Source organism: Polaribacter sp. Q13 (assembly GCF_016858305.2).
Classification (GTDB): Bacteria; Bacteroidota; Bacteroidia; order Flavobacteriales; family Flavobacteriaceae; genus Polaribacter.
The window spans coordinates 3,457,517-3,470,659 of sequence record NZ_CP074436.1; the positions used below are offsets into that span (position 1 = coordinate 3,457,517).

Annotated in this window: 7 protein-coding genes, 2 tRNA genes and 2 rRNA genes; 4 read left to right on the forward strand and 7 right to left on the reverse strand. The window is 36.9% G+C overall.

Annotation, left to right across the window (positions count from 1 at the left end; genetic code table 11):
- Nucleotides 1–20: 20 nt before the first annotated feature.
- From JOP69_RS14615 to thrS, 7 genes are all read right to left on the reverse strand, one after another.
- Nucleotides 21–1,286 carry a glucose-1-phosphate adenylyltransferase gene (locus tag JOP69_RS14615; RefSeq protein WP_203394904.1) on the reverse strand — a complete coding sequence of 422 codons (1,266 nt, stop codon included), beginning with the start codon at nucleotides 1,284–1,286 and terminating at the stop codon, nucleotides 21–23.
- A 4-nt stretch (nucleotides 1,287–1,290) separates the two neighbouring features.
- A complete protein-coding gene (gene glgA, locus JOP69_RS14620) occupies nucleotides 1,291–2,496 on the reverse strand; it encodes a glycogen synthase (RefSeq protein ID WP_203394903.1) in 1,206 nt (401 codons plus the stop codon).
- Between the two features lie 212 nt (nucleotides 2,497–2,708).
- Complete coding sequence (locus JOP69_RS14625; protein ID WP_203394902.1) at nucleotides 2,709–3,287, reverse strand: hypothetical protein; 579 nt, start codon at nucleotides 3,285–3,287, stop codon at nucleotides 2,709–2,711.
- A gap of 84 nt (nucleotides 3,288–3,371) precedes the next feature.
- On the reverse strand, nucleotides 3,372–3,716 hold the full coding sequence (rplT, locus tag JOP69_RS14630) for a 50S ribosomal protein L20 (RefSeq protein ID WP_068450935.1): 345 nt from the start codon (nucleotides 3,714–3,716) through the stop codon (nucleotides 3,372–3,374).
- Between the two features lie 94 nt (nucleotides 3,717–3,810).
- Nucleotides 3,811–4,008: a 50S ribosomal protein L35 gene (rpmI, locus tag JOP69_RS14635; RefSeq protein ID WP_105050637.1), complete on the reverse strand. Its 198-nt coding sequence runs from the start codon at nucleotides 4,006–4,008 to the stop codon at nucleotides 3,811–3,813.
- A gap of 122 nt (nucleotides 4,009–4,130) precedes the next feature.
- Nucleotides 4,131–4,649: a translation initiation factor IF-3 gene (infC, locus tag JOP69_RS14640; protein ID WP_165733851.1), complete on the reverse strand. Its 519-nt coding sequence runs from the start codon at nucleotides 4,647–4,649 to the stop codon at nucleotides 4,131–4,133.
- Between the two features lie 115 nt (nucleotides 4,650–4,764).
- Nucleotides 4,765–6,705 (reverse strand): threonine--tRNA ligase, encoded by a 1,941-nt coding sequence (gene thrS / locus JOP69_RS14645; protein ID WP_203394901.1) that lies wholly within the window; start codon nucleotides 6,703–6,705, stop codon nucleotides 4,765–4,767.
- A gap of 1,402 nt (nucleotides 6,706–8,107) precedes the next feature.
- Between thrS and JOP69_RS14650 the strand changes: the two genes are divergently transcribed.
- From JOP69_RS14650 to JOP69_RS14665, 4 genes are all read left to right on the forward strand, one after another.
- Nucleotides 8,108–9,625: ribosomal RNA gene (locus JOP69_RS14650) — 16S ribosomal RNA — on the forward strand.
- Between the two features lie 84 nt (nucleotides 9,626–9,709).
- Nucleotides 9,710–9,783 (forward strand) — tRNA-Ile (locus tag JOP69_RS14655).
- A gap of 83 nt (nucleotides 9,784–9,866) precedes the next feature.
- Nucleotides 9,867–9,940 (forward strand) — tRNA-Ala (locus JOP69_RS14660).
- A gap of 191 nt (nucleotides 9,941–10,131) precedes the next feature.
- Nucleotides 10,132–13,016: ribosomal RNA gene (locus JOP69_RS14665) — 23S ribosomal RNA — on the forward strand.
- Together the 16S and 23S rRNA genes with 2 tRNA genes alongside form the textbook arrangement of a ribosomal RNA operon.
- Nucleotides 13,017–13,143: the final 127 nt, after the last annotated feature.

Here is a 13,143-nt window from a genome sequence, read left to right on the forward strand (position 1 = left end):
ATAAAAAAGTAAAAAATATTCTATCCTATATTTGTTCCCTTAGGTATGGTAGCATCTTTTTTAATTACTACAATTCCGTCTTTAACCATATAAGTGTCTGTTTCTACATTTTCTATATGTTTGCCACCATTAATTCTAACATCATCACCAATTCTACAGTTTTTATCTATAATGCAGTTATGTATGTAACATCTTTCTCCAATCCCCATCATAATAGCAATATTATTTTCTGCTATTTCTTCTAAAGTTTCATAAGAATCATTACCCATCATGTAGGTGTTTGATATTAAAGAATTTTTACCAATTCTAGAACGAATACCAATAACAGATCTTTCTACTTTTTCTGCATGAATAATGCATCCATCTCCAATGACAGCTCTATTTAAAATAGAACCAGAAATTTTAGAAGTTGGTAAAATTCTTGGTCTAGTATAAATACCTTTTTCATCATATAAATTAAATTGAGGCACATCATCTGTTAAACCTAAATTTGCTTCAAAGAAAGAGTCTATAGTACCAATGTCTTCCCAATAACCATCATATTGATAACTTAATGTTTTATGTTCTTCTATTGCTTGTGGTATAATTTCACCTCCAAAATCATTGGTATCTGGATTTTCCATTAATTTAATCAATAAATCTCTATTAAAAATATAGATTCCCATTGAAGCCAAATAATCTCTGTTTTGTGCTTTCATTTCACTACCTACGTCAGAAGTCCAATTTGGTAATAACTCTGCTGCTGGTTTTTCTATGAATGAAGTAATTATATTTTCTTCATTAGTTTTTAATAAACCGAATGAAGTTGCATCTTTAGCATTTACGGGATACGTTGCAATAGATATTTCAGCACCACTTTCTTCGTGTTTTTGAATCATATCATTAAAATCCATCTGATATAGTTGATCTCCAGAAAGAATTAAAGCGTATTCAAAATCGTTCGCTAAAAAATGTTGCATACTTTGTCTTACGGCATCAGCAGTTCCTTGAAACCATTTGTCACTTTTCATGGTTTGTTCAGCAGCCAAAACATCTACAAAAGCAGAACTAAAAAAACTAAAATGGTAGGTATTTTTTATATGGGCATTTAAAGAAGCAGAATTAAATTGCGTTAAAACATACATTCTTTTTATATCAGAATTGATACAGTTAGAAATAGGAATATCTACTAATCTATATTTACCCGCAATTGGTACAGCAGGTTTAGATCTATCTTTTGTTAAAGGGTATAATCTTGATCCCTGGCCTCCACCTAAAATAATTCCGAGTACTTTATTGTTTATCATTGCCTTATTTTTTTAGTGATTTATATAATTCTTCTACTTGCTTTGCTATAGATATCCAATCAAAATGTTCTTCTACTCTTTTTCTACCTTTTTGAGCCATCGATTTTCTTAACTCCGGATCGTTAATTACGGTATTAATTCCATCGGCTAAATCTCTAGCAAATTTATCTGGATTAATAGGTTCAAAAGGTGCAGAGTCTTGCTGTTCTACTGGGATTAGAAAGCCAGTTTCTCCATGAACAACAACTTCTTTAATACCACCAACGGCACTTGCAACAACAGCGGTATCACAAGCCATTGCCTCAATATTTATAATTCCAAAAGGTTCGTAAATAGATGGGCAACAAAATACATCGGCGTGAGAGTATAATTGAATAATTTCTTCTTTAGTGACCATCTTATCAATCCAGATTACGTTTTCACGAGTTTTTTTAACTTCGTTAACGGCAGCTTTCATTTCTTCACCTATTTCAGGTGTATCTGGTGCACCAGCACAAAGTACTATCTGGGTATCTGGATCTATATATTTTATAGCATTAACTAAATGTATAATTCCTTTTTGTCTTGTTATTCTACCAACAAAAAGTACATAAGGTTTATTTTTATCAATACCATATTCATCTAACGTAGCAGTTTCTGAAGTAGTAACATATTGCTGTAAGTTAATACCGTTATATATTACTTTAATTTTTTTCTCGTCTACATTAAAATGTTTTAAAACATCTTCTTTGGTTTCTTCAGAAACGGCAATAAGAGCATCTGCCATTTCAATTGCTGTTTTTTCTATCCAAGAAGAGGCATCATAACCACGCCCTAATTGTTCCCTTTTCCAGGGTCTTAACGGTTCTAAAGAGTGTGTAGTAATTACTAAAGGAATTCCATAACAAAGTTTTGCAACTATTCCAGCAAAGTGAGAGTACCAAGTATGGCAATGAATAACATCTGCATCAATAGGTTCAGCATTCATATGAAGACCTGTACTTAAAGTTTGAAATATGGCTTTAAGTTTATCGTCAGAATTGTCGAAAATCGGGTTCTCATATGGAAAACCTTTTACAGTTGGGTTGGTGTTGGTTTCATTCTGGTCTCCAAAACACCTTACGTCAACCTGCATAAGTTTTGCTAATTCTGCGGCAAGATATTCTACATGAACACCAGCACCACCATATACATAAGGAGGAAATTCTCGAGTATAAAAAAGGGCTTTCATAAAATTTCAGTAATTAAGTTTGTTTAGGTTTTTTTTGAATTCCTAAGTTAACAAAATACTATTTAATGAACTAAATAATTGTAGTTATTTTTTTTAAGCCATAAATACTACAAAATATCATAATATTAAGCCTTTATTTAATATTCTTTCTATGAAATCAGTATCAGAATTTAAAATATGAATTTAATATTTTAAGGATTATAGATTAAAAACTAATTATTACGCTGTTTATTAATCTCATCCTGTAGTTGTCTTCTAAGTTTTTGTTCTTTTTCTAAAGTATTCTTTCTATGCTTTTCAAACTCTTGTTCAATATCAGCTAAATTATCCTTTGCTTCTTTTGTTAGAACATTACTTTTAGAAAATTTAAAGATAAAATAGGACAATGCTAAAAGTAATATAACTATAAGGCTCCAAAGTAATAGGTTGTATGTTGTTTTACTTAATTGTAAGCCTAGAACTGAAATAGAATTTTCTTTTATTAAAGCCGCATCTAAATCTAATTTGGTCTTATCTAAAAGTGTTTTAGTTTCTTTGATACCATTTCTTTCTGTAATTAGTAAATTTTCTTTTTCAGAAATTTTCTTTTTTAATGATTTTACAGAGTCTAATACGTTTTGTTTAAGTTGTAAAAACTTGTCTTTACTAATTACTTTATAAGATTGGTAGTTAGTAGATACTCTATTAATTCTGTTAAATTGACCATCAAGAGAAGAGTCTTCATTAATTGTTTCTTGTGAAAAGGAAATAGTTGCGGTAAGTAGTAATAAGGTAATTATAAGTGATTTCATTGTTGTTTTTTATGTAACTGTAAATTTATAAAAAAAAAACCCAAACTTTATGTTTGGGTTTTAAATATAAGCAAGTATTATTATTTATTTTATTTTTTCTACAACTGCCTTAAAAGCGTCTGGGTTGTTTACAGCTAAATCGGCTAAAACCTTACGGTTTAATTCAATTTGGTTAGCTTTCACTTTCCCCATAAACTGAGAGTAAGACATTCCGTGTAAACGAGCTGCAGCGTTAATACGCACAATCCATAAAGAACGGAAGTTTCTCTTATTGTTTTTACGGTCTCTGTATGCATAAAGCATACCTTTTTCAACTGCATTTTTTGCTACTGTGTAAACGTTTTTTCTACGTCCGAAGTAACCTTTTGCAGCCTTCAAGATTTTTTTTCTTCTTTTTCTTGAGGCTACTGAATTTACTGATCTTGGCATAATTTCAATGTGTTTTGTAGTAGGCGATTCAATTAAGAATACTTTTTATGTTTTGCCTAACTCCATGGTTAATAATTAAATTCCCTGGTTAAACTTACTTTAAGTTTAACATTTGCTTAATGTTAGACTCATCTGCTTTATGTACTAAACCATCATGAGTTAACTTTAATTTACGTTTTTTAGACTTCTTTGTTAAGATGTGACTTTTAAACGCGTGCTTTCTTTTGATTTTCCCAGTACCAGTAACTTTAAATCGTTTTTTGGCGCTAGATTTTGTTTTCATTTTAGGCATCTCTCCTTCGTTTTTAACTTGCTTATTATCTTTAGTATTAAAGTTATTAGTTCATAAAGTTTTAAAGTTAAGTAATACCTAACTTTAAAATCTCTAAGAAGTTTTAAACTTTAAAAACTCTTTTATTTTAGTTTTTTAGGAGCTATAAACATAATCATACGTTTACCTTCTAATTTTGGTAACTGTTCTACTTTACCATATTCTTCTAACTCTTGGGCTAATTTTAATAATAAAATTTGACCTTGTTCTTTAAATATAATAGAACGTCCTTTAAAGAATACAAATGCTTTTAACTTAGCACCTTCTTGTAAGAATTTAAGAGCATGTTTCTTTTTAAACTCATAATCATGCTCATCAGTTTGAGGTCCAAAACGTATTTCTTTAATCGTCACTTTTGTAGCTTTCGATTTTAAAACCTTTTCACGTTTTTTTTGCTCATACAAGAATTTCTTGTAATCAATAATTTTACAAACAGGAGGTTTAGCTTTTGGTGATATTTCAACCAAATCTAATTCCTGTTCTCTGGCTAATTCTTTAGCTTTATCTAAAGGATATACACCAACTTCTATGTTATCGCCCACAAGACGAACTTCGTCAACATATCTTATTTTCTCATTAATTCTATGTTGATCTTCTTTGATTACTCTTAACGGTCTTCTTGACCTGCTTCTACGAATTGCTATGACTTATAAATTTTAAGTTTAACTAATGGTTGTTTTCCAACCTTTTTATTTTCTAGATGAAATTCAAAATTAATTAAAATTTCTTCAATGTTTTACTTTCTTCTGCTTTAATTAAAGAAATAAATTCTTCAATGGTAAATGTACCGAGATCTCCTTCACCATGTTTTCTTACAGAAACGGTTCCTTCTTCTTCTTCTTTTTCTCCAACAATTACCATAAATGGTACTTTGCTAACTTCTGCGTCTCTAATCTTTCTACCCGTTTTTTCACTTCGGTGATCTATCAGGGCGCGAATTTCGGAATTTTCTAACGATTTTAAAACTTTTTCTGAATATTTCTCATATTTATCACTGATAGGCAATAAGATAACCTGATCAGGAGTTAACCAAAGAGGGAAGTTTCCTCCCGTGTGCTCTAGCAATACCGCAATAAAACGCTCCATAGAACCAAATGGCGCTCTATGAATCATTACAGGTCTGTGCAATTGATTATCTGCTCCTTTATAGGTTAAATCGAAACGTTTTGGTAGATTATAGTCAACTTGTATGGTTCCAAGTTGCCAACTTCTGCCTATTGCGTCTTTAACCATAAAGTCTAATTTCGGACCATAAAAGGCAGCTTCACCTTCTTCAATCACAAAATCTAAACCTTTATCTGTTGCTGCACTTATAATTGCATTTTCAGCAACTTCCCAAGTTTCAGGATCTCCTATATATTTGTCAGGGTTACTTTTATCTCTAATAGAAACCTGAGCAGTAAAATCTTCAAAACCTAAAGAACCAAATACATATAAAACTAAATCTATAACGTCTTTAAATTCCTGATCTAATTGTTCTGGTGTACAAAATATATGAGCATCATCTTGCGTAAAACCTCTAACACGAGTTAAACCATGTAATTCACCACTTTGTTCATATCTATAAACCGTTCCAAATTCAGCAAAACGTTTTGGTAAATCTTTATAAGAATAAGGTTTAAAGTTATAAATTTCACAATGATGTGGGCAGTTCATAGGTTTCAATAAAAACTCCTCATCCATTTTAGGTGTTTTTATTGGCTGAAAACTATCTGCACCATATTTTTCATAATGACCAGATGTAACATATAGTTCTTTTTGGCCAATATGTGGAGTCATTACTTCTTCGTAACCAGCTTTCTTTTGTGCAATTTTTAAGAAATCTTGTAAACGATTACGTAAAGCAGTACCTTTTGGTAACCATAAAGGCAAACCAGCACCTACTTTCTGAGAAAAAGCAAACAATTCTAACTCTTTACCTAATTTTCTGTGGTCACGTTTTTTAGCCTCTTCTAATAATGCTAAATATTCAGTCAACATTTTTTGTTTCGGAAAACTAATTCCATAAACACGTGTTAACTGATTATTCTTTTCGTCACCGCGCCAATAAGCACCAGCAACGCTCATTATTTTAATAGCTTTTATAATCCCAGTGTTAGGTATGTGACCTCCTCTACATAAATCAGTAAAAGTACTATGGTCACAAAAAGTAATTTCTCCATCCGTTAAGTTTTCTATCAACTCAACTTTATATTCGTTATTTTCTGCTTTATATAATGACAAAGCGTCTGCTTTAGAAACAGAACGTAAAGAAAACTCATGTTTTCCACGTGCAATCTCTAAAAACTTCTTTTCAATAGAAGGGAAGTCTTTATCAGAAATAACATCTTCACCTAAATCAATATCATAATAAAAGCCATTATCAATAGCGGGACCAATCGTTAACTTTGCTTTCGGGTAAAAACTTAAAATAGCTTCTGCTAAAACGTGTGCAGAGGAGTGCCAAAAAGCTTTCTTACCACCAGCATCATTAAACGTATATAAAATTAAAGAACCATCCGTGGTTAATGGGGTAGTGGTTTCAACAGTTACGTCGTTAAAATTTGCAGATATTACGTTTCTAGCAAACCCTTCACTAATGCTTTTTGCAACATCCATCGGAGTGCTATTCTTAGCAAACTCCTTAATAGTTCCGTCAGGTAAAGTTATTTTAATCATTTAATGTATAATATTTGAGGATACAAAGATATTAGAAAACAATATTTCACACAATATATATATGTACTTATTAAGAATCTATTTTTTTTGGGTGTTCCCGCTCCAAAAAAGACGCGGTCGGGCTTTCCGCACTCGCTTTTTTTATAAAAAATAAAAAAGAGCTCAAACAAATGCTTCAATCCCTAACATGGGCTTCAGTTATTCTAAGAAGCTTCAAGTAAATAATCTAACAAAGAGTAGAACTAACAAATATAATATCCTATATGTATTTTTAAATTTCACTATTCATTGCGATGCATAGCATGTTGAGTGGTGAGAGGTACAAGGCATTTTCTTTATACCGTAAATCATCCTTCAAGTTAAATCTATGTATTCAAAACAAATATAGGGCTCATTAAGTATCTATTTTTAGGTAGTTTAATTAGAAAACGAAAGTTGTTGTGCTATATATAAAGTCCATTTATAAGATTAAGAAACGTGTTTCTTGTGGAATTTAAAATGAAAAGAAGGTTAAAATTGTCCGTTCAATCTCTTTTTAATAAAAAAAAACATTTCGAGCCTTCATTTAGAAGATTAAAAAGAAGTCTAAGTAATCAAAGAAACCTTATTCATAATCAATAGTTATGAGAATAATCTAAATGTCATCAAATACCTATAGGTATTTTAAGTGCTCATCTAACGAACCTTAGTTTTCTATGTTCCTATGTGTTAAAAAGAGATTACCATTCACAAAAGAAACAGACCTCTTAAGACTCTCAAAAAAAACGTAAAAAAACTTCTCTTGTAATCCATTAAAAACAAACCACTTAAAACCGTATGTAAAATTAAACCAAAATAAAGGTAAAAAAATAGTTGTCAGAATAAAAATGAGTTGTAAGTTTGCACCCGCTAACAGGAATAACACAGAGTTAGCAACGTTCATTGAGGAGTTGTAATTAGATTAAGGATTAGTAGTTTAACTAAGTAAAGTGTCAAGCTTTTATTTAAAAATAAAATAACAATTTCCTTAGGATTATAATTAAAAAGAGTTGTATGTTTGCAGTCCGAAATTTTCGACAAAAACGTTCAGTATTTTTTTAGTTTAAGAGCTAGCAAAAACAAATAAAAAAAAGTTTCTTTTTTTTATTGTCAGATTAGAAATAGTTTGTATGTTTGCAGCCGCTAAGGAATACAGCAAAAACGATCAGAGAAAGTTTGGAATGATAGTTAAAGATTATCAGTTAGTTCGAGTCTAACATTTCTACAAGTTAGGATTTATAACGAGTGTTTGAAAACATGAGTGCGAAGCCTAAAAGTTCATTGAAAATATTGAAATTGACAGCGTAATTAAAGAGTAGAATAACCACATTATTAATTTAATGTAAATTCTTTTGAAACTTATTCATTAAAATATTTAAAATATACAATGAAGAGTTTGATCCTGGCTCAGGATGAACGCTAGCGGCAGGCTTAACACATGCAAGTCGAGGGGTAACATTGTGCTTGCACAGATGACGACCGGCGCACGGGTGCGTAACGCGTATAGAACCTACCTTTTACTGGAGAATAGCCTTTAGAAATGAAGATTAATGCTCCATAGTATTGAGTTCCGGCATCGGGATTTAATTAAAGATTTATTGGTAAAAGATGGCTATGCGTCCTATTAGTTAGATGGTAAGGTAACGGCTTACCATGACATCGATAGGTAGGGGTCCTGAGAGGGAGATCCCCCACACTGGTACTGAGACACGGACCAGACTCCTACGGGAGGCAGCAGTGAGGAATATTGGGCAATGGAGGCAACTCTGACCCAGCCATGCCGCGTGCAGGAAGACTGCCCTATGGGTTGTAAACTGCTTTTATACAGGAAGAAACACTGGTATGTATACCAGCTTGACGGTACTGTAAGAATAAGGACCGGCTAACTCCGTGCCAGCAGCCGCGGTAATACGGAGGGTCCGAGCGTTATCCGGAATCATTGGGTTTAAAGGGTCCGCAGGCGGTCAATTAAGTCAGAGGTGAAATCCCATAGCTCAACTATGGAACTGCCTTTGATACTGGTTGACTTGAGTCATTTGGAAGTAGATAGAATGTGTAGTGTAGCGGTGAAATGCATAGATATTACACAGAATACCGATTGCGAAGGCAGTCTACTACGAATGTACTGACGCTGAGGGACGAAAGCGTGGGGAGCGAACAGGATTAGATACCCTGGTAGTCCACGCCGTAAACGATGGATACTAGTTGTTGGGTGTATGCTCAGTGACTAAGCGAAAGTGATAAGTATCCCACCTGGGGAGTACGGTCGCAAGACTGAAACTCAAAGGAATTGACGGGGGCCCGCACAAGCGGTGGAGCATGTGGTTTAATTCGATGATACGCGAGGAACCTTACCAGGGCTTAAATGTAGTATGACAGGACTAGAGATAGTTTTTCCTTCGGGCATATTACAAGGTGCTGCATGGTTGTCGTCAGCTCGTGCCGTGAGGTGTCAGGTTAAGTCCTATAACGAGCGCAACCCCTGTCGTTAGTTGCCAGCAAGTAAAGTTGGGGACTCTAACGAGACTGCCTACGCAAGTAGTGAGGAAGGTGGGGATGACGTCAAATCATCACGGCCCTTACGTCCTGGGCCACACACGTGCTACAATGGTATGGACAATGAGCAGCCATCTGGCAACAGAGAGCGAATCTATAAACCATATCACAGTTCGGATCGGAGTCTGCAACTCGACTCCGTGAAGCTGGAATCGCTAGTAATCGGATATCAGCCATGATCCGGTGAATACGTTCCCGGGCCTTGTACACACCGCCCGTCAAGCCATGGAAGCTGGGAGTGCCTGAAGTCGGTCACCGTGAGGAGCCGCCTAGGGTAAAACTGGTAACTAGGGCTAAGTCGTAACAAGGTAGCCGTACCGGAAGGTGCGGCTGGAACACCTCCTTTCTAGAGAAAGATGGTGAGTTACAAAAAAAGGTCATTTTTACTCTTTGCTGTTAATTTTATAATATAAGTATTTTAAGCTATTATAGTCTCGTAGCTCAGCTGGTTAGAGCGCTACACTGATAATGTAGAGGTCGGCAGTTCGAGTCTGCCCGGGACTACAAATAAGCAAAAGTACTAAGGAAATTCTGGAAGTAAGAGGATTCTACATTCATAATTTAGAATTTATTCTGAATTTCATAATGGGGGATTAGCTCAGCTGGCTAGAGCGCTTGCCTTGCACGCAAGAGGTCATCGGTTCGACTCCGATATTCTCCACAACGGCTTATAGTTGTTACTGATTTAATTATCAGTGGCGATTCGCCACAAGTTCATTGACATATTGGTAAAATGATATCGTAAGAATCAAATAGATAGAGAACGATTAGAGTAATATCTAATCAAATAATTTTTTTATAAAAATATAAAAGAGTTCATTATAGTGTGGCAACACACTGTAGCAAAAAGTACAATAAGTTAAGTAAGGGCGTATGGCGGATGCCTAGGCTCTCAGAGACGATGAAGGACGTGATAAGCTGCGATAAGCTACGGGGAGGGGCACATACCTTTTAATCCGTAGATTTCCGAATGGGGCAACCCGGCATGTTGAAGACATGTCACCTCGTAAGAGGAGTAAACCCGGTGAACTGAAACATCTAAGTAACCGGAGGAAGAGAAAACAATAGTGATTCCGTTAGTAGTGGCGAGCGAACGCGGATTAGCCCAAACCTATTTTGTTACGGCAAAATAGGGGTTGTAGGGCCACGATATTCGAAGATAAGTGAATTAGAACTGTTTGGAAAGACAGACCATAGAGGGTGATAGTCCCGTAAAAGTAAGCGAATTTTAGATAGTGGTACCCTGAGTAGTGCGGGACACGAGTAATCCTGTATGAATCCACCGGGACCATCCGGTAAGGCTAAATACTCCTGAGAGACCGATAGTGAACTAGTACCGTGAGGGAAAGGTGAAAAGAACCCTAAGTAAGGGAGTGAAATAGAACCTGAAACCGTACGCCTACAAGCGGTCGGAGCATCATTTATGGTGTGACGGCGTGCCTTTTGCATAATGAGCCTACGAGTTACTGTTTCTAGCAAGGTTAATTGATTAAGTCAAGGAGCCGTAGCGAAAGCGAGTCTGAATAGGGCGCTTTAGTTAGTAGTAGTAGACGCGAAACCGAGTGATCTACCCATGGGCAGGTTGAAGCTGTGGTAACACACAGTGGAGGACCGAACCAGTTGACGTTGAAAAGTCTTTGGATGACCTGTGGGTAGGGGTGAAAGGCCAATCAAACTCGGAAATAGCTCGTACTCCCCGAAATGCATTTAGGTGCAGCGTTGAGTAAAAGTTTTATAGAGGTAGAGCTACTGATTGGATGCGGGGGCTTCACCGCCTACCAATTCCTGACAAACTCCGAATGCTATAAAATGTTTCTCAGCAGTGAGGGCATGGGTGCTAAGGTCCATGTCCGAGAGGGAAAGAACCCAGACCATCAGCTAAGGTCCCCAAATATATGTTAAGTTGAAAAAACGAGGTGAAATTGCTTAGACAGCTAGGATGTTGGCTTGGAAGCAGCCATTCATTTAAAGAGTGCGTAACAGCTCACTAGTCGAGCGATTTTGCATGGATAATAATCGGGCATAAACATATTACCGAAGCTATGGATTAACGTTGAAAGACACGTTAGTGGTAGGGGAGCATTGTAATCAGCGTAGAAGGTGTACTGTGAGGTATGCTGGAGTGGTTACAAAAGAAAATGTAGGCATAAGTAACGATAATGGGGGCGAGAAACCCCCACACCGAAAGACTAAGGTTTCCTCAGCGATGCTAATCAGCTGAGGGTTAGTCGGGTCCTAAGGCGAATCCGAAGGGAGTAGTCGATGGATAACAGGTTAATATTCCTGTACTTCTTATAATTGCGATGGGGTGACGGAGTAATGAAAGCACCGCGAACTGACGGAATAGTTCGTTGAAACATGTAGCTATTAGACTTGTAGGTAAATCCGCAGGTTTAGGTGAAGTGTGATAGTACCAAGCGTCTTCGGACAATTGGATAGTGTGCCTAAGGGCTTCCAAGAAAAACCTCTAAGCTTCAGATTATAAGAACCCGTACCGTAAACCGACACAGGTAGTTGGGATGAGAATTCTAAGGTGCTCGAGAGATTCATGGCTAAGGAACTAGGCAAAATAGACCCGTAACTTCGGGAGAAGGGTCGCCCATCTTCGGATGGGCCGCAGTGAAAAGGTCCAGGCGACTGTTTATCAAAAACACAGGGCTTTGCTAAATTGAAAGATGATGTATAAGGCCTGACACCTGCCCGGTGCTGGAAGGTTAAGTGGAGGGTTTAGCTTCGGCGAAGATCTGAAATGAAGCCCCAGTAAACGGCGGCCGTAACTATAACGGTCCTAAGGTAGCGAAATTCCTTGTCGGGTAAGTTCCGACCTGCACGAATGGTGCAACGATCTGGACACTGTCTCAGCCATGAGCTCGGTGAAATTGTAGTATCGGTGAAGATGCCGATTACCCGCAGCGGGACGAAAAGACCCCGTGAACCTTTACTATAGCTTAGTATTGGCTTTGGATAAGTAATGTGTAGGATAGGTGGGAGACATTGAAGCGGCGTCGCTAGGCGTTGTGGAGTCGTCCTTGAAATACCACCCTTTGCTTATCTAGAGTCTAACTCAGAGATGAGGACAGTGCTTGGTGGGTAGTTTGACTGGGGTGGTCGCCTCCAAAAGAGTAACGGAGGCTTCTAAAGGTACCCTCAGTACGCTTGGTAACCGTACGTAGAGTGCAATGGCATAAGGGTGCTTGACTGAGAGACATACAGGTCGATCAGGTTGGAAACAAGAGCATAGTGATCCGGTGGTTCCGCATGGAAGGGCCATCGCTCAAAGGATAAAAGGTACTCCGGGGATAACAGGCTGATCTCCCCCAAGAGCTCATATCGACGGGGGGGTTTGGCACCTCGATGTCGGCTCGTCACATCCTGGGGCTGGAGAAGGTCCCAAGGGTTGGGCTGTTCGCCCATTAAAGTGGCACGCGAGCTGGGTTCAGAACGTCGTGAGACAGTTCGGTCTCTATCTGCTGTGGGCGTTAGAAATTTGCGTGGATCTGACTCTAGTACGAGAGGACCGAGTTGGACTGACCTCTAGTGTACCTGTTGTTTCGCCAGAAGCATAGCAGGGTAGCTACGTCGGGAAGGGATAAGCGCTGAAAGCATATAAGCGCGAAACCCACCACAAGATGAGATTTCTTTAAAGGGTCGTTGGAGATTACAACGTTGATAGGTCATAGGTGTAAAGGCAGTAATGTCATAGCCAAGTGATACTAATAACCCATAGACTTATGTACGCTTCCCGCCGAAAGGCGGGAGCACAGACTCTTTATTTATTACGAAAAAAACGATATTATTTTACCATATGTTAACTTATACAGTTGGCAGTGAAAATAGTCAGCAGTTGGCAGTAGCAGTATTTAT